Origin of the sequence: Providencia sp. PROV061 (assembly GCF_011045655.1) — a bacterium.
Lineage (GTDB): Bacteria > Pseudomonadota > Gammaproteobacteria > Enterobacterales > Enterobacteriaceae > Providencia > Providencia hangzhouensis.
Map to the genome: position 1 here is coordinate 2321101 of NZ_CP042861.1, position 21914 is coordinate 2343014.

17 protein-coding genes and 1 tRNA gene are annotated in these 21914 nt (G+C 38.3%); 12 read left to right on the plus strand and 6 right to left on the minus strand.

Features of this window, described 5'->3' with window-relative positions; all coding sequences use genetic code 11:
* Positions 1-290 precede the first annotated feature (290 nt).
* From FVA72_RS10545 to FVA72_RS10555, 3 genes are read left to right on the plus strand one after another with little or no spacing between them, the layout of a single operon-like run.
* Positions 291-842 carry an NAD(P)H nitroreductase gene (locus tag FVA72_RS10545; protein WP_004254072.1) on the plus strand — a complete coding sequence of 184 codons (552 nt, stop codon included), beginning with the start codon at positions 291-293 and terminating at the stop codon, positions 840-842.
* Between the two features lie 11 nt (positions 843-853).
* Positions 854-1897 (plus strand): selenide, water dikinase SelD, encoded by a 1044-nt coding sequence (gene selD, locus FVA72_RS10550; protein ID WP_004254077.1) that lies wholly within the window; start codon positions 854-856, stop codon positions 1895-1897.
* A 3-nt stretch (positions 1898-1900) separates the two neighbouring features.
* The gene (locus FVA72_RS10555; RefSeq protein ID WP_110591770.1) at positions 1901-3826 is read left to right on the plus strand and encodes a DNA topoisomerase III; all 1926 of its coding nucleotides are present in this window, start codon (positions 1901-1903) and stop codon (positions 3824-3826) included.
* Positions 3827-3891: 65 nt separating this feature from the next.
* Here the strand turns inward: FVA72_RS10555 and xthA are convergent, their stop codons facing one another.
* A complete protein-coding gene (gene xthA, locus FVA72_RS10560; RefSeq protein WP_004254084.1) occupies positions 3892-4704 on the minus strand; it encodes an exodeoxyribonuclease III in 813 nt (270 codons plus the stop codon).
* A 565-nt stretch (positions 4705-5269) separates the two neighbouring features.
* Here xthA and FVA72_RS10565 point away from each other — a divergent pair.
* Positions 5270-6145, plus strand: coding sequence for a LysR family transcriptional regulator (locus tag FVA72_RS10565; protein WP_094960519.1), 876 nt, complete (start codon positions 5270-5272; stop codon positions 6143-6145).
* A 1-nt stretch (position 6146) separates the two neighbouring features.
* Here FVA72_RS10565 and FVA72_RS10570 read toward each other — a convergent pair.
* The 3 genes from FVA72_RS10570 to FVA72_RS10580 form a co-directional block, all read right to left on the minus strand.
* Positions 6147-6231, minus strand: a tRNA-Tyr gene (locus tag FVA72_RS10570).
* Positions 6232-6393: 162 nt separating this feature from the next.
* Entirely contained in the window at positions 6394-7242 is an 849-nt protein-coding gene (gene purU, locus FVA72_RS10575) for a formyltetrahydrofolate deformylase (protein ID WP_004254090.1), read from the minus strand.
* A 95-nt stretch (positions 7243-7337) separates the two neighbouring features.
* Entirely contained in the window at positions 7338-7817 is a 480-nt protein-coding gene (locus FVA72_RS10580) for a YchJ family protein (RefSeq protein ID WP_004254092.1), read from the minus strand.
* Positions 7818-7942: 125 nt separating this feature from the next.
* Here FVA72_RS10580 and rssB point away from each other — a divergent pair, with 125 nt between their 5' ends.
* Together rssB and galU are read left to right on the plus strand one after the other, a co-directional pair.
* On the plus strand, positions 7943-8953 hold the full coding sequence (gene rssB, locus FVA72_RS10585; RefSeq protein WP_110591769.1) for a two-component system response regulator RssB: 1011 nt from the start codon (positions 7943-7945) through the stop codon (positions 8951-8953).
* A gap of 159 nt (positions 8954-9112) precedes the next feature.
* Positions 9113-10033, plus strand: coding sequence for a UTP--glucose-1-phosphate uridylyltransferase GalU (gene galU, locus FVA72_RS10590; protein WP_036957689.1), 921 nt, complete (start codon positions 9113-9115; stop codon positions 10031-10033).
* Positions 10034-10499: 466 nt separating this feature from the next.
* Here the strand turns inward: galU and hns are convergent, their stop codons facing one another.
* Entirely contained in the window at positions 10500-10910 is a 411-nt protein-coding gene (gene hns / locus FVA72_RS10595) for a histone-like nucleoid-structuring protein H-NS (RefSeq protein ID WP_004254106.1), read from the minus strand.
* A 542-nt stretch (positions 10911-11452) separates the two neighbouring features.
* On the opposite strand from hns, the gene FVA72_RS10600 reads away from it, so the two are divergent.
* Complete coding sequence (locus FVA72_RS10600; protein WP_004254108.1) at positions 11453-12082, plus strand: thymidine kinase; 630 nt, start codon at positions 11453-11455, stop codon at positions 12080-12082.
* 196 nt (positions 12083-12278) lie between these two features.
* Here FVA72_RS10600 and adhE read toward each other — a convergent pair whose 3' ends face one another.
* A complete protein-coding gene (adhE, locus tag FVA72_RS10605) occupies positions 12279-14984 on the minus strand; it encodes a bifunctional acetaldehyde-CoA/alcohol dehydrogenase (protein WP_004254110.1) in 2706 nt (901 codons plus the stop codon).
* A gap of 482 nt (positions 14985-15466) precedes the next feature.
* On the opposite strand from adhE, the gene FVA72_RS10610 reads away from it, so the two are divergent.
* The 5 genes from FVA72_RS10610 to oppC all read left to right on the plus strand — a co-directional run bounded on the left by FVA72_RS10610 (position 15467) and on the right by oppC (position 21905).
* Positions 15467-16111: a YchE family NAAT transporter gene (locus tag FVA72_RS10610; protein ID WP_004254112.1), complete on the plus strand. Its 645-nt coding sequence runs from the start codon at positions 15467-15469 to the stop codon at positions 16109-16111.
* A 531-nt stretch (positions 16112-16642) separates the two neighbouring features.
* Positions 16643-18256 carry an ABC transporter substrate-binding protein gene (locus FVA72_RS10615; protein WP_110591768.1) on the plus strand — a complete coding sequence of 538 codons (1614 nt, stop codon included), beginning with the start codon at positions 16643-16645 and terminating at the stop codon, positions 18254-18256.
* A 93-nt stretch (positions 18257-18349) separates the two neighbouring features.
* Positions 18350-19990, plus strand: coding sequence for an oligopeptide ABC transporter substrate-binding protein OppA (gene oppA / locus FVA72_RS10620; protein ID WP_110591767.1), 1641 nt, complete (start codon positions 18350-18352; stop codon positions 19988-19990).
* A gap of 71 nt (positions 19991-20061) precedes the next feature.
* Positions 20062-20982: an oligopeptide ABC transporter permease OppB gene (gene oppB, locus FVA72_RS10625; protein WP_094960523.1), complete on the plus strand. Its 921-nt coding sequence runs from the start codon at positions 20062-20064 to the stop codon at positions 20980-20982.
* Between the two features lie 14 nt (positions 20983-20996).
* Positions 20997-21905 (plus strand): oligopeptide ABC transporter permease OppC, encoded by a 909-nt coding sequence (oppC, locus tag FVA72_RS10630; protein ID WP_004254117.1) that lies wholly within the window; start codon positions 20997-20999, stop codon positions 21903-21905.
* Positions 21906-21914: the final 9 nt, after the last annotated feature.

Here is a 21914-nt window from a genome sequence, read left to right on the forward strand (position 1 = left end):
CACATCGAACACTTGATATCTTAGTTGTATCAATACAATTAGTTGCAATAGCGGGCTATTTTTATGCATAACAAAATTATGATACGCAAGGTACAATGCTTCAATGATATTTTTCACATGTGACAAATGATACAATTCAATGAATTTATAACGTAATTTTACCTAACGAATAACTGTTATTGTTGTATTAGTGTAAGCGATTTTCCTTTAAGCTTAAACAATAGATAGCGTGGGTATAATTATCTAATTGAATGATTATCATATCAGTTTACTCTTAAACGGAGACAAATATGGATGCTTTGACCCTTTTGTTGAACCGCCGTTCAGCTTCAAGACTTACAACACCAGCACCGCAAGGCGAAGAACTCGACAATATACTTGCTGCGGGGATGAGAGCACCTGATCACGGTGCTTTGAAGCCGTGGCATTTTGTTGTTATGCAAAATGAGGGGATTAAACGCTTCAGTGAGCTATTGGAAAAAGCAGCAATTGAAGGGCAATTAGGCGCAGAGGTACAAGAAAAAGCTCGTAATGCCCCTTTTCGTGCCCCATTAATTATTACTGTGATTGCTAAATTAAAAGATCATCCGAAAATACCACAATGGGAACAATTAGTTGCTGCGAGCTGTACGGTACAAGCAATGCAGATGGCAGCAGTAGCTCAAGGTTTTGGCGGTATATGGCGCTCAGGTTCATGGACAGAAGATGCTGTGGTTCGTGCCGGATTAGGTTGTGGAGATAACGACCGCATTGTTGGGTTCCTTTATTTAGGAACTCCAGAGCTTAAAGCGCCAGTAAAAGTACAAGCTCCTGATATGACAGGCTATGTATCTCACTTCTAAAGAGAATAATAATGACTGAAAAAATTAGATTAACTCAATATAGTCATGGTGCTGGTTGCGGTTGTAAAATTGCACCGAAAGTATTAGAGCAAATTCTACACACAGAGCAAGCAAAATTTCATGATCCACATTTGTTAGTTGGTAATGAAACTAAAGATGATGCGGCCGTTTATGATTTAGGTAATGGAATAGGCATCATCAGCACAACAGACTTTTTCATGCCGATCGTTGACTCCCCATTTGAATTTGGTCGGATTGCAGCAACCAACGCGATTAGCGATATTTTTGCAATGGGTGGTAAGCCAATTATGGCCATTGCTATTTTAGGCTGGCCAATTGCGAAGTTACCACCGGAAGTGGCTCGTGAGGTGATTGAAGGTGGACGTGCAGCTTGTGCTGATGCGGGTATCTCGTTAGCTGGTGGCCATTCTATTGATGCACCTGAGCCTATTTTTGGTTTGGCGGTTACGGGTGTTGTGAATACGGAGTATGTGAAGAAAAATAGTGCCGCAACAGCGGGGTGCGAATTGTTTTTGACGAAACCGCTTGGAATTGGTGTTTTGACAACAGCAGAGAAAAAAGGGGTACTTGCGCCGGAACATCAACACTTAGCGGCAGAAACCATGTGTCAAATGAATAAGCTAGGTGCGGTGGTTGCGCCTTTAGATGGTGTGACGGCAATGACTGACGTGACTGGTTTCGGTTTATTAGGTCATTTAAGTGAGATTTGCGAAGGGTCTAAAGTTCGTGCTGAAATCTCCTTTAGTAAAGTTCCTAAATTAGCCAATGTCGAAAAATATATTGAAGCAGGTTGTGTTCCTGGGGGAACCACTCGTAACTTTGACAGTTATGGGCACCTTATTGGCCCTATGAGTGATATGCAGCGTCAACTACTGTGTGATCCTCAAACTTCTGGCGGCTTACTTATTGCAGTAAAACCTTCCGAAGTCTCTAAAATTAAAGAGATTGCACAGCAGCAAGGTGTTTTGTTACAGTCTATCGGTAAATTATTACCCCATCAGGATAATGTTCCTTTAGTTGAAGTGATAGATTAATTTATGCGTTTGTTTATTGCGGAAAAACCGAGCCTTGCAAGGGCCATTGCAGATGTATTACCAAAGCCCCACAAACGAGGTGATGGTTTTATTCAATGTGGTGATGGCCAAACTGTAACATGGTGTATTGGCCATCTTTTAGAGCAGGCGGAACCCGATGCTTATGAACCTCGGTATGCACGATGGAATCTTCAGGATTTGCCAATTATCCCTGATAAGTGGCAATTGAAGCCCCGTCCCGCAGTAACTAAACAATTAAAAACTATTGAAACATTGCTGAAGCAAGCCTCAATAGTTGTCCATGCAGGGGACCCCGATAGAGAAGGTCAATTGCTGGTGGACGAAGTGCTTGACTTTTTGAAGCTCGACCCTGAAAAACGCAAAGAAGTAAAACGTTGTTTAATCAATGACCTTAACCCACAAGCCGTTGAGCGGGCAATTGAGCGTTTGAGAGAAAATCGTGAGTTTATTCCTCTTTGTGTCTCTGCTTTAGCAAGAGCACGGGCAGATTGGTTGTATGGCATCAATATGACCCGTGCTTATACGTTATTAGGGCAACGAGGAGGCTATCAAGGCGTTCTTTCTGTAGGGCGGGTTCAAACTCCGGTATTGGGGTTAGTTGTTAGGCGCGACGAAGAAATAGAAAACTTTGTACCTAAAGACTATTTTGAGGTTAAAGCTCATATTGTTACGCCAAAGGATGAGCGCTTTGTAGCGATATGGCAGCCAAGCGACTCCTGTATTGACTATCAGGATGAAGAAGGGCGTTTATTCCATCGGCCGCTTGCAGAGCATGTGGTATCGCGTATTGAGGGCAAACCTGCCATAGTGACGCAATATCAGGACAAGCGCGAATCAGAAATTGCACCGTTGCCTTTCTCTTTATCTTCTTTGCAGATTGAAGCTGCCAAAAAATATGCGTTGAGCGCTCAAGAAGTATTGGACATTTGCCAACGTTTATATGAAACACATAAGTTGATTACTTATCCACGTTCAGATAGCCGTTATTTACCGGATGAACATTTTGCAGGGAGACACAGTGTCTTGAATGCAATTGCGGTGCATCAACCAGACCTCACTGAATTTGAATTGCCTGAGCTGGATAAAAAGAACCGGTGTTGGGATGATAAAAAAGTCGATGCTCACCATGCCATTATCCCAACAGCAAAAACGGCAGCAGTAAAGTTAACTGAGAATGAAAGTAAAATTTACCAATTGATTGCGCGTCAATATATTATTCAGTTTATGCCCGATGCGGTTTACCGTAAGTGTACAATTGATCTAGAAATTGAAAAGGGTAAATTTATTGCAAAAGCTCGATTTCTTGCTGAAGCAGGTTGGCGAGTCGTATTGGGCAATAAAGAGCGCGATGCTGAAAACGATGGTATGCCACTGCCAGTTGTGAGTAAGAATGATGAGTTGTTATGTGAAAAAGGGGAAGTGGTTGAACGGCAAACGCAGCCTCCACGTCCTTTTACGGATGCAACGTTATTATCAGCAATGACTGGGATCGCTCGTTTTGTACAAGATAAAGCATTAAAAAAAGTATTGCGAGAAACGGATGGGCTTGGTACAGAAGCGACTAGAGCCGGTATCATTGACTTACTATTCAAACGCCAATTTCTCTACAAAAAAGGGCGTTATATTCATTCCTCGCCTGCGGGAAGGGCTCTAATTCATGTTTTACCCGATATGGCAACATTACCAGATATGACAGCCCATTGGGAGTCAGTATTAACCCAAATTAGTGAAAAACAATCACGTTATGATGATTTTATGCATCCACTAAGCCAAACGCTAATGCAATTAATTCATCATGCACGTCAGTTTACAAATTTGAGGGCATTTCGAGAACTCCCCGCTCCATCAGTAAAAACGGGGAAAAAACCAGTAAAAGCGGGTAAGAAAACAAAAAAGAAACAGGATTAGTTGAGTCTGGTAAACCAATAAAAGGCGCTTAAGGCGCCTTTTTGCATTATGACAAGTAAGAAAGTTTACTTTGAGAGGTCAAATTCAGACCATACAGGTGCGTGGTCTGATGGCTTTTCCATCCCGCGGATTTCGTAATCAATACCCGTTGCAATACAACGCTCAGCGAGTTTATTGGAGGCCAGTAATAAATCGATACGTAGGCCACGGTTATCATCGAAGCCTTTCGAACGGTAGTCAAACCATGAGTAGCAATCAGAAATATCAGGGTTTTTTGCACGATATGTATCGACTAAACCCCAGCCTAATAATTTAGCTAACCACTCACGCTCTTCGGGTAAAAAAGAGCATTTTCCGGTTTTTAACCAACGTTTACGGTTTGCATCACCGATACCAATATCAAGATCGGTTGGGCTGATATTCATGTCACCCATAATGAGCAACTGTGACTCTGCCGTTTGTGTTGATGTGATGTAATTTTGTAAATCTTGATAAAATTTTTCTTTTGCCGGAAATTTTGTTGGGTGGTCACGGCTTTCTCCTTGAGGAAAATAACCATTTACAACCGTCAATGGGCCGCGATCTGTTTGGATATCAGCCATGATAATGCGACGCTGTGCATCGTCATCGTCAGTTGGAAAACCTTTACGGACAGCAAGAGGCTCATTTTTAGTTAATAGAGCCACGCCATAATGCGCTTTTTGACCGTGATAAAAAACATGATAGCCGAGCTGACTAACTTCTTCATAAGGAAACATATCATCATGGACTTTGGTTTCTTGTAAGCCAATAACCTCAGGTTGATGTTTTTCGATGATTGCAGCGAGTTGGTGAGGGCGAGCTCGAAGGCCATTAATATTGAACGATATGAATTTCATGGTTTTTTATCACCTAGTTTTATGATTATTATGCTTATTCTACCAGATGGTAGCAATACTGTAACCCCGCGTAGCATGTTTCAACGGTTAGATTGTTTTAAAGACGATAATGGCTATGATAAAAATGCTCATGGCTTAACTTATTCTTGGTATAGTATCAAAATTCAGTGGTTAATATAAAAATAATAATAAATTTAATTAATCAAAAAATATTATGACTAATTAAATTTATTATGGGTGCTAGAGTTTAGTTTTCTATTAAAGCTAAATTAATAATATCATTATTAACTAGTTTTAATTTCATTTAAAGTCAATTGGTTATTTATATTTTAATGTGATTTAATAGTGGGGGAATAAAAAATAATCAATCGAAACAATATAATATATTGCTTTGTAATGATGGAAATTATAAAAATACTTTTATGAAATATTGTTAATCATTCAATAAAAAATCAAGTTTGATTTTTTATTTTGTGAATTAATTTCTGGGTTAATCAATATAATTATTAATGAGAAAGTTAAGTATGTTGATTAATATTTTAATAAACTGAATGGGGTCATAGATATGTTCTTTTCAAGAAAATTAGAGGCGTTTATGGCGGTTGTTGAGAATGGCTCGTTAAGCAAGGCTGCAAGAGTGATGAACCGTACGACACCTCCCATCGCGAAGTCAATCAAAGACTTTGAGACAAGCCTAGGAAAACGGCTTTTTAAACGAGAAAAATTTGGAATGACATTAACTAAGGATGGCCAAGAACTTTATAACGATCTAAGAGATCTTTATTTACAGGAGAAAGAAATAACAAAAAAACATTTTTCTGGTTATATAATAAATGAGGCTAATATTTATTATGATTGGGGTAAGGAAAGCCATTTAATTAATTTATATCAATCAGCACATCAAAATAATGTGCAAGTAAATATATTAAGGTTTAATTATGATGAAGTAGATGAAATTGTCGATTATGATGGTAATACACTTATTCTTAGCTCTGAACAAGTTGTCAGTGAGCGATTTTCATTACAAAAAATAATAGAAAACTCACCATTAGGTATCTATTGTAGGAAAGAACTTTATGAAAAATTCCATTATGACCTTGTTACACTATTACAAAAAAGTACATGGCTATGTGATCCCGCATTTTATAAAAGTTCATTAATGAGTGATTTATTAGCAAAAATTGAAACGGTTGATAATAAAACGAGTGTGAGACAAATGGATAATATTGGTTGTTGCCAAAGTTTCATTCAAGATGGTGATTTTATAGGCATAATAGACCATTATCCAGAAGAAGAATTGATTGATAAATCATTGATTTATATACCATTGAATAAAATTTTGGGGAAAAGTGTGTGTTATATCTATAAATCAAAGTCACACTCAAGTGTGTTAAATCGTTTTATGGGAGTTGTTGATAAACTAGGAGGTGAAATCAATTAAATGGTGGTGGGAGAAGGATTCGAACCTTCGAAGTCTGTGACGGCAGATTTACAGTCTGCTCCCTTTGGCCGCTTGGGTATCCCACCAGATTTTGAGTTGCTGTAATCATTGACAGCGGGCGGCATCATATCAAATGACGCGCCGCTGTAAAGCATTAATTTTCAATAAAATGGTTGTTTGCTGTTTTTTTATTCTTAATGCGTGTTAAATCAACAAAGTGTTGTTAAATAAGCCGCTATATTATTGGCTTATAAAATAATGGTGCGATTACCATATACAAATACACGTTGAGCTAAGACCCAATAGAGAGCATGGCTTAGTACATTTTTTTCAACATCACGCCCTGCACGCATCATATCATCGGCTGTGAATGTATGGTCTACATTAATCACATTCTGTGTAATGATTGGTCCTTCATCAAGGTTATCATTAACAAAGTGCGCAGTAGCCCCAATAATTTTTACGCCACGCTCATAAGCTTGGTGATAAGGGCGGGCACCAATAAATGCAGGTAAAAACGAGTGGTGAATATTGATAATTTGGTTTGGATAATGCTGCACAAATGCAGGCGTTAATACACGCATATATTTAGCTAAGACAACATAATCAGGCTGATATTGGTCAATCTGCGCTGTCATTTTTTCGTCATGTTGTTCGCGTGTTAGGCCTTCATGGCTAATATGGTGGAATGGAATACCAAATTGTTCGACTAAGTTTTTTAGCGTGTCGTGGTTTCCTATAACCGCTGCAATTTCAACATCTAAGCCATCATAAGCACTTTTCATGAGCAGGTCGCCCAAACAATGTGCTTCTTTTGTAACCATAACGACAATACGACGACGACCCGCTGTGTTTAATTCACGTTGAGATCCAACTGGTAATGCATCATCGAGGTCAGCTAATAATGTTTCATCGTTGAAAATTCCCTCTAACTCAGTTCTCATAAAGAAACGGCCAGTGTGATGATCAACAAACTCATTATTTTGTACAATGTTGAGTTGGTGCTTATAGCAAATATTGGTGATTTTCGCGATTAATCCTTTCGCGTCAGGGCAAATTGTCCTGAGAATTTTCTTCTGTACAATTTTGTGTTGCATGAAACAGCCTAATCCTTAACTAACAAAGCGATATGAAAAAATGACGGGTTGAGTATTAAATGTGTCTCATTAGACAGGCATTAAATAAAGGGTAATTAGTCTGGATGACCACACTTTTTATATTTTTGACCAGAGCCACAAGGGCATAAATCATTACGACCGACTTTGGGGGTAATGCCGTCTATATAATACCAACACGAATCCATCTTAATAAAACGCGAACGTTCATGAATAAGCTGCTTATGATCAGCTTTTTCATCAATAAAGCAAGCCGAAAATTCGACATAAGCTTCATTGGGATTTTTAGCATAAGAAGAACTAATAACACGAAGACCAAACCAGTGTGTTTTCGGAAAACTATTGACTATTTCTTGATGCCATTCTTGAGCATGGCAATCTGGGTGCCATGTTTTAATAAGATAATCGACGTCTTGGTGTACATAAGCACTATACCTTGAGCGCATAAGTTGCTCTGGTGTCTGTGGAATAGCTTTCCCTTGTAAAAAAGGAGCGCAGCATTGCTCAAATTGTGCTTCGTTGCCACAGTAACACCTATCTTCTACTTGTGATTTCATAACACTCTCTATAAAAATAAGTATAAGATTGAAAAGTCACTATACTTAAATGATGGCGAATAAATGATTTTATCGTATGAATAATTGTATTGTTAATTAAACCAGGCTTTTGCAGTAGGTATCTTATGAAAAATAGAAAAATACTCATAATAGAAGACGAAATCACCTTCTGTACAATGTTAAAAAACTACCTAGAAACGCTGGGTATTGAGATCTATACCGCAGATAATGGTCAATTAGCAATAGAGATGTTAACAATAGACCGTATCAAACCTGATATCATTCTATGTGACTTAAATATGCCTGTCATGAATGGTGAAGCGTTTATGAAAGCGTTAGTTGCGCGTAATATTGATATTCCTGTCATTGTGATTACAGCAACAACAGATTTCACTCAGTTAGATAGAATGTTTCGCTTAGGTGCAAAGGATGCTTTGTTAAAGCCAATAAAAAATTTAGATGAAGTTAAAGTGACAATCCTTTCTGCTTTGTATCCTGAGCAAAATAACCTAACAGAGCTGTTAGGAGAGGAAATCCCTCAGATTTCGACACTAATGCAAAACGATACTCAAGAACTGTTAGCGGTATTAAAACAGTTACAACCACCAGTACATCAAATTATAAATAATTACCGAATTAACTATCGCCAACTTAATGAGGCTAACCGTTTTGGATTATTATTAGACCTAGCGCCCATTTCAGACAGCCAAATAGGTTTTTACTGCATTGATACTGAGCGCTCTCCTCAAGAAGGCATTATGGCTGCTTTTTTGATTAGAGTCGTGTTCAATGATCTCTTGAAAAGTGCGGTAAGCCACCCAGAAAAAAAATTACCCAATATTGATAGGATTATTAACCAAATAAATTATTTACTGGAAGATTCGGGGTTTAGTGGCCAGTTTCCGCTATTATTGGGGTATTTTAATACACGGAATAAAGCGATTATTATGGCGAGTGCAGGTTTAGAAGCGGATATAACGACAGAAAATGCGCATGTTAAGTTATCTAGAAGCCTTCCTTTAGGAGCGTTGAAATTTTACCAATCTAATCATTTAGAGGTAAAAGGAAATGCTTGGCAGTGTTTAATTCGCAATAATAGCCAGAAAATAAAACTAATGTTTAACCCCGAAACATAGTTAACACCTAAAATGTATACTCTTTTAATCTGAATAACTCTATTCGGACTCGTCGCTATTTATTCATGAACATTTCCTGATATACTTCTGCGCACTTAAAATGCCTCTTGATACTTTAGTGTAATTCGAGAGGCTAAGATGATATCTGGAGTGATAAAAATGACACAGCGCAAGGTGCGTAAAGCGGTAATCCCAGTTGCGGGCTTAGGGACTCGTATGCTTCCTGCAACAAAGGCAATCCCAAAAGAAATGTTACCAATAGTTGATAAGCCACTTATTCAATATGTTGTTAATGAGTGTATCGCTGCTGGGATCAATGAAATTGTTTTAGTGACACATTCATCAAAAAATTCCATTGAAAACCACTTTGACACAAGCTTTGAGTTAGAGGCTATCTTGGAAGCGCGTGTTAAGCGCCAGTTATTGGATGAGGTTCAATCTATTTGCCCAAGCCACGTAACGATTATGCAAACACGACAAGGAATAGCAAAAGGATTAGGTCATGCAATTTTGTGTGCTAAACCTTTAGTCGGTGAAGAGCCTTTTGCGGTTATTTTACCCGATGTCATTTTAGACCGTTACAGTACAGATTTAACCAAATTTAATTTGCGTGAAATGCTAGAACAATATGAGTCAACAGGCGCAAGTCAAATTTTAGTTGAACCAGTCCCTGAAGAAGATGTATCTAACTATGGTATTGTGGATTGTAATGGAGAAATGTTAGAACCTGGAGATAGTAAAAGAATTATTCGTATGGTTGAAAAACCAAAACGTGAAGAAGCTCCATCTAATTTATCTATTGTTGGCCGTTATGTTTTATCTGAAAAGATTTGGGATGCATTAGCCAAAACAGCGCCAGGTGCTGGGGATGAAATACAATTAACCGATGCTATTGCATTAATGATGGAAAATAATGAGCCAGTAGAGGCCTACCACTTATGTGGTAAAAGTCATGACTGTGGAAATAAATTAGGTTATATGAAAGCGTTCGTTGAATATGGAATGCAGCATGATGCACTGGGAGATGAGTTTACCCAGTGGCTGAAGAAATTATCAGTATCATTGAATTCAGCAAAATAAAATTCCGCAATAAATTTTATTAAAGGCTAACTTAATTTGTTAGCCTTTTTTTATACGTAGATAAATAAATTATTAACAAAAATACCAAGTATAAAGAGGAACACTCTGACTTGAGCTGTTCAGTCTGTACACGTTATAAGTGGTGAGAGTACAAAAATTAGCATACAACTTCATTACATAAATAGAATCACTGAAAAATATTTAAGTTTATCTAATTAAGCTTACATATCTTTACTGCTATGCTTTTATTTATCATGATTATTTGGTAGATGGCGTAATACGTCGTAACAGCTTAAAACAGAACAGTTAATTGAAGTAGGGAGCGGCAGTTATGCGGTTTTAGTGCTAAAGACTGTAGCTATAATAGATAAGGGCTTTTTCTTAGTGCAGGTTAATATAAATAATATATAAAGGATTAAATAAAAACACCCTTATAAAAGGGTGTTTAAAATACATGTTGAGGCTATTAGATTAAGAAATCATCCAAAGATTTGCCTTGTTCTTCAATGGCAACCTTGATTACTGCTGGAGTACGGCCTTGGCCTGTCCAAGTTTTGGTTTCGCCATTTTCATCAACATATTTATATTTAGCTGGACGTGCAGCGCGTTTAGCACGAGTGCTAGTGCTTTTACCTGAATCCATTGTTTGCAGAAGGTCATTTAAATCTACGCCTTGCTCAAGGATCATTTCACGAACTTTTTCCAATTTACGGTTACGTTCTTCTAATTCCGCGCGAGCTTGGCTTTCTTCATCACGACGTTCTTCAACAACGACGGTTAATTTTTCCAGCATTTCTTCTAAAGATTCTAAAGTTACTTCGCGAGCTTGAGCACGAAGAGTACGGATGTTATTTAACGCTTTTAATGATTCGCTCATTTTCCTGGTCTCAAATTATTTGTTGGCATGTGTACAGTAATAATAGAATGCTATTTTAAATTCTGCAATAGCTAAATTACATCCTTAGTTTAAAAGTAATCTTTAACGAATGCAATTTTTTTACAAAAGAAAAATAAACTTTTCGTAGATATATATATAGCTATTATCAATAACTGAACTAAACGAAAAATAGGAATAAGCTAAAATCTTAGTGATTAAATAATTCAAAAAAGAAGAGGAGGGTCTCATTTTACTTTTACTCGGAATGAATTGAAGGGATAGACTCGCTTAAATTTTCTTTTTTTGATGATGTTTTTTAGCGGAATGTGCTTTAGTTGAAACTGTTTATAGTTAATATCAAATTGGTTTTTTTGCCCGCAAGCTAAGCAATATTTGCAATAAGGTATAAGCAATAAGGTATAAACTGAACTGGGAAAAGTTCAATTTTCAATAAGTAAACAGCATCTACACCATTATTGTTAATCCTAAAGCTAGTTTTATGGTAAAATTATTACGTATATTAATTTTGAGGGAACAGCCAAATGGCTCAGCTTTACTTTTATTATTCAGCTATGAATGCGGGAAAATCAACGTCATTATTGCAATCATCGTATAACTATAATGAAAGAGGGATGCGTACGGTTATTTTTACAGCAGAGATAGATAACCGTTTTGAACAAGGAAAAGTCTCATCGCGCATAGGCTTATCAGCGGAAGCGTTATTATACTCAACAACAACAAATATGGCTGAACTGATAAAAAAAGAAAATAGTGAACAAAAAGTCCATTGTGTTCTTATTGATGAATGCCAATTCCTAACAAAAAAACAAGTTGAAGAATTATGTGACATAGTTGATAACGAGGATATTCCAGTTTTATGCTATGGGTTGCGTACCGATTTTGCAGGGCAATTATTTGAGGGCAGCCAATACTTGCTTGCTTGGGCTGATAAATTAGTTGAGCTAAAAACAGTTTGTTATTGCGGACGTAAGGCGAGTAAGGTATTGCGTATAGGAAGTGATGGGGTGCCTGTATATGAAGGCCTACAAGTCGATATAGGCGGTAATGAAAAGTATATCTCTGTTTGTCGTAAACACTATTCAGAAGCAATAAAACAGGCTCAGTTGATGAATGAAGGTGTTATACCTAAGAAACCACTCCATTTTAGGTAAACAGAAATAATCTAGTGTAGAGAATAAAACAGGATTCAGTTATCGGATATTATGGCTATTAATGATATAACTCAGTGAGTTAAATCATTTTATATGATATTGATTTCTACATTTTTATAGCAATTGATTTTAAATAACGAAACAAAAGGCACTGCAATTATTGCAGTGCCTTTATTTTTAAATTATGTGCTAAACATTATTTCTTAGTGTTTTTCTTTTCTGCTTCTTTTTTTACGGTTGATTTTTTCTGAGGGGCTTTTTTTTCCTCTTTTTCAATCACAAGCGCGTCTTGGTGCTCAACAAATTCGCGACCATAATAAGAATCCAGTAATAGCTGTTTAATTTCAGAAATTAAAGGATAACGAGGGTTAGCTCCTGTACATTGGTCATCAAACGCATCTTCAGAAAGTTTATCTACGCGAGCTAAGAAGTCAGCTTCAGTAACACCAGTCTCACGAATAGATTTAGGAATACCTAAATCGGCTTTCATTTCCTCCAACCATGTGAGTAATTTTTCAATTTTCGCAGCAGTACGATCTCCGACGTTAGTGAGTCCCAAATGATCCGCAATTTCTGCATATTGGCGGCGCGCATGAGGGCGGTCGTACTGGCTAAATGCAGTTTGTTTTGTTGGGTTATCATTAGCATTGAAACGGATAACGTTACAAATTAATAGAGCATTAGCGAGACCATGAGGAATATGGAATTCTGAGCCAAGTTTGTGTGCCATTGAATGACATACACCTAGGAATGCGTTTGCAAATGCAATACCGGCAAGTGTCGCACCGTTGTGTACGCGTTCTCTGGCTACAGGATTTTTAGCACCTTCATGGTAACTTGCTGGTAAATAATCTTTTAATAAGCTTAGTGCTTTAAGTGCTTGACCATCAGTAAACTCGTTAGCTAAAACAGAAACATAAGCTTCTAACGCATGGGTGACAGCATCTAAACCACCGAAAGCAGTTAAAGATTTAGGCATATTCATGACTAAGTTGGCATCAACAATGGCCATATTTGGCGTTAATGCATAATCTGCTAATGGATATTTTTGGCCCGTTTTATCATCAGTCACTACAGCAAATGGGGTGACCTCAGAACCTGTACCTGAAGTTGTTGTGATAGCAACTAATTTAGCCTTAACGCCCATTTTAGGGAAGCGGTGGATACGTTTACGTATATCCATGAAACGTAATGCTAATTCCTCAAAATGAGTCTCTGGGTGTTCATACATGACCCACATGATTTTAGCCGCATCCATTGGTGAACCACCACCTAATGCAATGATCACATCAGGTTGGAATGCTTGCATTTGTGCTGCGCCTTTACGGACAACAGTTAATGTTGGGTCTGCCTCAACTTCAAAGAAAACGTCAGTTTCAATGTGATGTTTTTTGAGAACGTTAACCACTTCATCAACATAACCATTATTGAACAGATAGCCATCGGTTACGATAAAGGCGCGTTTTGCACCATCAGTTGCAATCTCTTCAAGGGCGATAGGTAGACAACCACGGCGGAAGTAGATTGAGTTCGGAAGTTTATGCCACAACATATTTTCAGCTCTCTTCGCCACAGTTTTGGTATTGATTAGGTGTTTTGGACCCACGTTTTCAGAGATGGAGTTACCACCCCAAGAACCACAACCTAGAGTAAGAGAAGGGGCTAATTTAAAGTTATAAAGGTCTCCGATACCACCTTGAGATGCTGGCGTATTGATTAAAATACGCGCTGTTTTCATTTTTTGGCCAAAATAGTTAACGCGTTCGTGTTGGTTATCTTGGTCAGTGTATAAACAAGAGGTATGACCGATCCCGCCCATTTCGACAAGTTGTTCTGCTTTGGCAACCGCGTCTTCAAAGTTTTTACCACGGTACATTGCTAATAATGGTGAAAGTTTTTCATGTGCGAACGGTTCTGACTCATCGATGCTTTTTACTTCACCAATTAATATTTTAGTGGTCTTTGGCACGGTAATACCGGCCATTTCAGCAATTTTATAAGCAGGTTGGCCAACAATAGCGGCATTTAAGTTACCATTTTTTAAAATGATATCTTGAACCGCTTTAAGCTCTTTTCCTTGTAGCAGGTAACCACCATGACTTGAAAAACGCTCGCGAACTTGATTGTAGATTTCATCAACGACTACAACGGATTGTTCAGATGCACAAATAACTCCGTTATCGAATGTTTTTGACATCAAGATAGACGCGACAGCACGCTTAATATCTGCGGTTTCATCAATAACGACAGGGGTGTTACCAGCACCAACACCAATTGCAGGTTTTCCAGAACTATAAGCAGCTTTGACCATGCCTGGTCCACCGGTCGCTAAAATCAGGTTAATATCAGGGTGGTGCATTAAAGCGTTGGATAGCTCAACAGAAGGGGAATCAATCCAACCAATAATATCTTTCGGCGCACCAGCTGCAATCGCAGCATCAAGCACAATTTGTGCCGCGCGGTTGGTAGCAATTTTAGCGCGAGGGTGTGGGGAAAATATAATAGCATTGCGCGTTTTTAAGCTAATAAGTGATTTAAAAATCGCGGTTGAAGTTGGGTTAGTTGTTGGCACAATACCACAGATAATACCAATCGGCTCAGCAATGGTGATTGTCCCAAATGTTGGGTCTTCAGATAGCGTGCCGCAGGTTTTTTCATCTTTATAAGCATTGTAGATATACTCTGAAGCGAAGTGGTTTTTAATCACTTTATCTTCAACAATACCCATTCCAGATTCTTCGACAGCAAGTTTTGCTAGAGGGATACGTGCATCAGCAGCAGCGAGAGCCGCGGCTCTAAAGATTTCATCAACTTTTTCTTGGGAAAAAGTAGCGAATTCACGTTGAGCTTTTTTGACACGAGCAACGAGTTCATTGAGTTCGGTAACGTTAGTTACGGACATATAGATTACTCCTGATAAATGTTAAACTTTTTAAGCCAATGAGCAATGCATCGATAGAACAAGGAAATGCTTAAAGATAAAAGTATAGATGTTATCTATAATAACGCTGCTCATGATCGCCTATTGGCTTAAAAACCTTATTCCGTACTGAGTTAATATCCTAATTAGCTCTGTCTATCAGTTAAGAGTAGATTAACAAAACGGTAATTAAATAAAGTGATCTAGGTCACGAAAATGTCAAGCTGACTCCTTTCAGCACGTGTATTTATGCACAAGTTGAATAAATGTTGTTCATCTATTACTTAATTTAATATTATCAAAACAACTTGTGCAGATAATTTATGTATATCTAACTAAATACTAAGCAAATTTAGCAAGTTAAAGAAAATATTGTTTTGCTCAAGGAAATTAATGACATCGGTGGTAAAATTATAAAAGATATCAATAAATCTCTAAAGAGAACTGCTTAAGGAAATGAATGGGTGAGTAGCGCATTACTTGATTTATCGGGATATATTAAATTTTTTATTGGTTTGTTTGCACTCGTAAACCCAGTTGGCATATTGCCTGTGTTTATTAGTATGACAAACTATCAAAGTAATGCGGGGAGAAATAAAACCAATACTATTGCAAATACATCAGTTGCTATCATTTTATGTACATCACTATTAATTGGTGACTCAATATTGCAATTGTTTGGTATCTCAATTGATTCTTTCCGTATTGCTGGTGGGATCTTGATCGTCACAATAGCGATGTCAATGATCAGCGGTAAAATTGGGGAAGACAAACAAAATAAACAAGAAAAAACAGAAACTGCGGTTAGAGATAGCATTGGTGTTGTGCCTTTGGCTTTACCCCTAATGGCAGGGCCTGGTGCAATAAGTTCTTGTATTGTTTGGTCATCTCGCTGGCATGGGTGGCAAAACTTTTTAGGCTTAGCGTTGACGAGTATCGCATTTGCCTTTTGTTGTTGGCTATTATTCCGCTCAGCGTCTTTATTGGTTCGTTACTTAGGTCAAACAGGGATCAACGTAGTAACGCGTATCATGGGTCTATTACTGATGTCATTGGGTATAGAGTTTATTGTGACAGGTGTTAAGGCCATATTCCCGGGCTTATTGTAATCTAATCTCTTTTCTTTTAATGGCTGCAAACTATATCTATTTGCAGCCATACCTGCCGCTAATTACCTCATATTACACACATCAATTTTGCTATACAGATAGCACATTTCTCTTTCTTAAATGGCTTAATAAAACTTTAGCTATTAATAATCACACATAAAAAAAATGATACCTGTAATTATATGTGGCATTTTTTGCTAAAACAGGGATAAAAAGTAAGGAATTGTGAGCTACGTAAATTTATTCACTATTCTAATTGGTGTTTGTTAATGATATGTTTGGAAAAGAGCTTGGAGGTTATTTTATGGTGGATAGCTAAATTGATTTTAGTGTATTGAAATATAAGAAGAATTAAAATTTCACGTCTATTTTTTTAAAATTTACTTAAAATTTTTAACTGTTCAATGTTAATTAATTGTTTTAATTGTTTGAGTTCATGAAGTGGATTGCCCATAAGGAAATAGCGGTACCAGGGCTTAAATATCAGCGTAAAGATGGCTGCAAATGAGGTTATAGCGCTATTGATGAATCATGAGGGATAGAATGTTCAAATCAACACTTGGTTTTGGTGTACTTTCTTTATTAGTTGTTACATTACAGGCTAGTGCCACGGAAAAAGTAAAACAGGTTATTACAATTAACAATGGCTCAGAAGTGACATCACTTGATCCCCATAAAGTGGAAGGGGTTCCTGAAGGCAATGTGATATTAAACTTATTAGAAGGTTTAGTGTATACCGATATAGACGGTAAAGCAGTTCCTGGGGCTGCTAAAAGTTGGAGTAATGAAAATTTCACTACGTGGACTTTTACTTTGCGGGAAGATGCAAAGTGGAGTGATGGCACACCTGTAACCGCTGAAGATTTTGTGTATAGCTGGCAGCGTTTATCTGACCCAAATACTGGCTCCCCATACTCCAGTTATTTACAGAATGCGTATATTTTAAATGCAGATGCGATTTTAGCGGGAAAAATGCCGGCAACAGCGCTGGGTGTGAAAGCGCTTGACCCGCAACATTTACAAGTTACGTTGAGCCACCCAGTGCCTTATTTCGTTGATATGCTTTCTCATACGTCTATGAAGCCCGTGAATAAGTCAGCAATTCAACGACATGGTGATAAATGGACCCAACCCAAGAATTTTATTGGAAATGGGGCATACGTATTGGATAATTGGGTAGTAAATGAACGTATTGTTATCAAACGAAATCCATTTTATTGGGATAACCCAAATAGCCGTATTGAGCAAGCGACCTTTTTAGCGATTAGCTCCGAAGTGAGTGATATTAACCGTTACCGTAGCGGTGAAATTGATATTTCTAACTCTGCAATCCCACCTGTTTTATATAAAAAAATGCAGCAAGAGAGGCCGAATGAATTGTATGTTCGGCCTTATTTGTGCACGTTCTATTATGAGATAAATAATCAAAAAGCCCCGTTTAATGACCCAAGAGTGCGTGAAGCAATAAAGTTAGGATTAGATAGAGAAACAATAACCAATAAAATTATCGCTCAAGGGCAAAAAGTCGCTTATGGCTTTACGCCAAGTTTTATTAATAATGGTAATTTTACCTTACCGGAATGGGCAAATTTATCAGCAGAACAACGTTATCAACGTGCTAAAGATTTGCTTGCTGAGGCCGGATATACTAAAGAAAACCCATTGAAATTTGCTTTACTGTACAACACATCAGATCAAAATAAGCAGCAAGCTATTGTTGCGGCGTCCATGTGGCAGAAAAATATTGGTGCGCAAGTGACGCTGCAAAACCAAGAATGGAAAACATCATTACAAAGCCGCCATGAAGGAAATTATGATGTTGCCAGAGCAACGTGGTGTGCCGATTACAACGAGCCAACCGCATTTTTGAACATGATGCTGTCTCAAAATAGTAATAATACCACTTTTTATAATAATCCAGCGTTTGATGCCTTGCTTGAGCAAGCGCTAACAGCACCGGACTCTTCATCTCGCCATACAATTTACCAGCAAGCGGAAGCCTTGCTAGACAATGATTCGGCTATTGTTCCTGTTTATTATCGCGTCAGTGCTCGAATGATAAAACCGAGTGTTCGTGGATTTAAAGGTAATGACCCTCTTGATTATACGGATATTAAACGGTTATATATAAGTGAACCTAATTAATAATATCTAAATAATTATAAAAAGTGTTCATCTACTGGGTGAACATGTATCAACACACAATCATAATAATTATGTATGGGAGTAACCGATAAGATGAGTAAGTTAATCAATAAATCGATTATTGCGCTTAGCGTAACGGCTGGGCTGGCAATGGGCTCTATAGCAACAAGTTTTGCAGCAACGGTTCCTGCGGGCGTTGAACTGGCTGAAAAGCAAGTGATGGTTCGCAACAACGGTTCTGAGCCGCAATCGTTAGACCCTCATAAAATAGAAGGGGTGCCGGAATCTGCTTTAGCAAGAGACCTTTTCGAAGGGATCACAATAGTGGGGCCTGATGGCGAAATTTTACCTGGCTCGGCAACAAGCTGGGAAAATAAAGATTTTACAGAGTGGACATTTAAAATTCGCGATGGCGCGAAATGGTCTAATGGTGACCCTGTCACGGCAGAAGATTTTGTGTATAGTTGGCGACGATTGGCTGACCCTGATACTGCATCGCCTTATGCAAGCTATTTACAATATGCCCATATTAGTAATATTGACGATGTTATCGCTGGGAAGAAAAAACCTGAAGAACTTGGTATTAAAGCTCTTGATGACAAAACTTTAGTTATTACACTGAGTGAAGCCGTTCCTTATATTCCTAAATTATTAGCTCACTCATCCATGTCGCCAGTCAATAAAAAAGTCATTGAGCAACATGGTGTTAAGTGGACGCAACCACAAAACTTTGTAGGTAATGGAGCATATAAATTAAAGGATTGGACGGTAAACGAACGTATTGTATTAGAGCGTAGCCCAAGCTATTGGGATAATGCGAATACCATTATTGACCAAGTGACTTTTTTACCGATTTCTTCAGAAGTCACTGATGTAAACCGCTACCGCAGTGGCGAAATTGATATGACATACAGTAACTTACCTATTGAGCAGTTCAAAAGTTTACAGCAAAACATGCCGAATGAGTTACGTGTGAACCCATATCTATGTATTTATTATTATGAAATTAATAATGAAAAACCGCCATTTAATGACCCTCGTGTTCGTGAAGCATTAAAACTATCTATGGATAGAGATACGATTACGTATAAAGTCAAAGCCCAAGGGGATATTCCTGCGTATGGGTTCACTCCACCATTTACCAGTGGAATGAAAACAGAAAAACCGGATTGGTATGCGAATATGACCCAAGAGCAGCGTAATGAAAAAGCGAAACAGCTGCTAGAAGAGGCGGGATATAACAAAGCCAACCCTCTAAAATTCAATTTATTGTATAATACTTCAGACTTACATAAGCGTATTGCCATCGCCGCTTCTTCTATGTGGAAGAAAAATATTGGCGCAGAAGTGAAACTAGAAAATCAGGAATGGAAAACATTCTTAGATAGCCGACATCAAGGTAACTATGATGTGGCACGCGCAGGCTGGTGTGCGGATTATAACGAACCTTCATCTTTCCTCAATATGTTACTTTCCTACAGCAGTAATAATACTGTTCATTATAAAAATACAGATTTTGATGCAGTGATGAAAAAAACATTGCAAGTCAAAACGGATGATGAACGTGCTGAACTCTATCAACAAGCCGAAAAATTACTCGATAAAGACTCAGGTATTGTTCCTCTTTACTACTATGTTAATACGCGTTTAGTGAAACCTTATGTGGGGGGGTATAGTGGCAAAGATCCATTAGATAACCTGCATACTAAAGATCTGTACATTATTAAACACTAATATAGTTGTTCTGGCTCCATTTATTGGAGCCAGATGTTCGCCTATTTAGGCAATAGAAGTAGGAAAGAGCGATGTTGAAATTTATTATTCGTCGGTTGTTAGAAGCCATTCCGACTCTTTTGGTTCTGATTACCATTTCATTTTTTATGATGCGATTAGCCCCAGGGAGCCCGTTTACGGGTGAACGGAAATTGCCACCGGAAGTGATGGCAAATATTGAAGCTAAATATCATTTAAATGATCCCATGTATAAGCAGTATTTTAATTATTTAATTCAGCTTTCCAAAGGTGACTTTGGCCCATCATTTAAATACAAGGACTACAGTGTTAATGATTTAGTGGCTAAAGCATTTCCTGTTTCTGCAAAATTAGGGGCAACGGCATTCATTGTTGCTGTTCTATTTGGGGTCTCTGCAGGGGTGATAGCCGCACTCAACCAAAATACCAAATGGGACTTTACAGTCATGGGGTTTGCCATGACGGGGGTTGTTATCCCAAGCTTTGTTGTGGCACCTCTATTGGTGCTGATTTTTGCCATTCATTTGAAATGGTTCCCTGGTGGTGGGTGGGATGGTGGAAACCTAAAACACATGGTGCTACCAATGGTTGCACTTTCACTTGCTTATATTGCAAGTATTTCCCGTATTACACGCGGTTCAATGATCGAAATTATGCATTCTAATTTTATTCGTACTGCACGTGCTAAAGGGTTACCACTAAGAACTATCATTTTACGCCATGCGCTTAAACCAGCGTTGCTTCCTGTGCTTTCCTATATGGGTCCCGCTTTTGTGGGGATTATTACTGGCTCGATGGTAATTGAAACTATTTTTGGGTTACCGGGGATCGGTCAGCTCTTTGTTAACGGCGCACTTAATCGTGATTACTCACTGGTATTGAGTTTAACAATTTTAGTTGGGGTACTGACAATTACGTTTAATGCGATTGTCGATGTTTTGTACGCAGTTATTGACCCTAAAATTCGTTATTAAGTCGGAGAAACACGATGCTATCGAACCAAAAAAATAGTGAAGCTCTGGCAAACTTTTCAGAGCAGCTAGATATTGAAGGGCGCAGTTTATGGCAAGATGCAAGGCGCCGTTTTATGCACAACCGTGCGGCAATATTTAGCTTATGCGTATTGTTGTTAATTACTCTATTTGTGATTTTTGCTCCTATGATGTCGCCTTTTTTGTACGACGACACCGATTGGGAAATGATGTCAATGCCACCGGATATGGCAACCGGGCATTATTTTGGTACGGATGCTTCAGGCCGAGACCTATTAGTGCGTGTCGCGATAGGTGGGCGAATTTCCTTAATGGTAGGGGTTGCCGCAGCCTTAGTCGCAGTCGTGGTAGGCACTTTATACGGTTCATTAGCGGGTTATGTGGGTGGAAAAGTGGATTCCATCATGATGCGTATATTAGAAATTTTAAATTCCTTCCCATTTATGTTTTTTGTGATCCTCCTTGTCACGTTGTTTGGGACCAATATTTTACTGATATTTGTGGCGATAGGAATGGTGTCTTGGTTGGATATGGCGCGTATTGTTCGCGGACAAACACTCGGATTAAAGCGTAAGGAATTTATTGAGGCAGCGCTTGTTTGTGGTGTTAGTACGCGGCAGATTATTCTACGTCATATTGTACCTAACGTTTTAGGTGTAGTAGTCGTTTACGCGTCATTATTAGTTCCAAGTATGATTTTGTTTGAATCATTCTTAAGCTTTTTAGGTTTAGGCACACAAGAGCCGTTAAGTAGCTGGGGAGCGTTATTAAGTGATGGGGCGAACTCAATGGAAGTGACGCCATGGTTGCTACTGATACCAGCCGGTTTCTTAGTCATTACGCTATTTTGTTTTAACTTCATCGGTGATGGGCTGCGTGATGCGCTCGATCCGAAAGATCGCTAGAGGGAATAA

What these genes read in the sequence shown, in the direction of transcription:
- FVA72_RS10545 (WP_004254072.1), top strand. Translation starts at nt 291, where the DNA reads ATGGATGCTTTGACCCTTTTGTTGAACCGCCGTTCAGCTTCAAGACTT.
- selD (WP_004254077.1), top strand. Translation starts at nt 854, where the DNA reads ATGACTGAAAAAATTAGATTAACTCAATATAGTCATGGTGCTGGTTGC.
- FVA72_RS10555 (WP_110591770.1), top strand. Translation starts at nt 1,901, where the DNA reads ATGCGTTTGTTTATTGCGGAAAAACCGAGCCTTGCAAGGGCCATTGCA.
- xthA (WP_004254084.1), bottom strand. Translation starts at nt 4,704, where the DNA reads ATGAAATTCATATCGTTCAATATTAATGGCCTTCGAGCTCGCCCTCAC.
- FVA72_RS10565 (WP_094960519.1), top strand. Translation starts at nt 5,270, where the DNA reads ATGTTCTTTTCAAGAAAATTAGAGGCGTTTATGGCGGTTGTTGAGAAT.
- purU (WP_004254090.1), bottom strand. Translation starts at nt 7,242, where the DNA reads ATGCAACACAAAATTGTACAGAAGAAAATTCTCAGGACAATTTGCCCT.
- FVA72_RS10580 (WP_004254092.1), bottom strand. Translation starts at nt 7,817, where the DNA reads ATGAAATCACAAGTAGAAGATAGGTGTTACTGTGGCAACGAAGCACAA.
- rssB (WP_110591769.1), top strand. Translation starts at nt 7,943, where the DNA reads ATGAAAAATAGAAAAATACTCATAATAGAAGACGAAATCACCTTCTGT.
- galU (WP_036957689.1), top strand. Translation starts at nt 9,113, where the DNA reads ATGACACAGCGCAAGGTGCGTAAAGCGGTAATCCCAGTTGCGGGCTTA.
- hns (WP_004254106.1), bottom strand. Translation starts at nt 10,910, where the DNA reads ATGAGCGAATCATTAAAAGCGTTAAATAACATCCGTACTCTTCGTGCT.
- FVA72_RS10600 (WP_004254108.1), top strand. Translation starts at nt 11,453, where the DNA reads ATGGCTCAGCTTTACTTTTATTATTCAGCTATGAATGCGGGAAAATCA.
- adhE (WP_004254110.1), bottom strand. Translation starts at nt 14,984, where the DNA reads ATGTCCGTAACTAACGTTACCGAACTCAATGAACTCGTTGCTCGTGTC.
- FVA72_RS10615 (WP_110591768.1), top strand. Translation starts at nt 16,643, where the DNA reads ATGAGGGATAGAATGTTCAAATCAACACTTGGTTTTGGTGTACTTTCT.
- oppA (WP_110591767.1), top strand. Translation starts at nt 18,350, where the DNA reads ATGAGTAAGTTAATCAATAAATCGATTATTGCGCTTAGCGTAACGGCT.
- oppB (WP_094960523.1), top strand. Translation starts at nt 20,062, where the DNA reads ATGTTGAAATTTATTATTCGTCGGTTGTTAGAAGCCATTCCGACTCTT.
- oppC (WP_004254117.1), top strand. Translation starts at nt 20,997, where the DNA reads ATGCTATCGAACCAAAAAAATAGTGAAGCTCTGGCAAACTTTTCAGAG.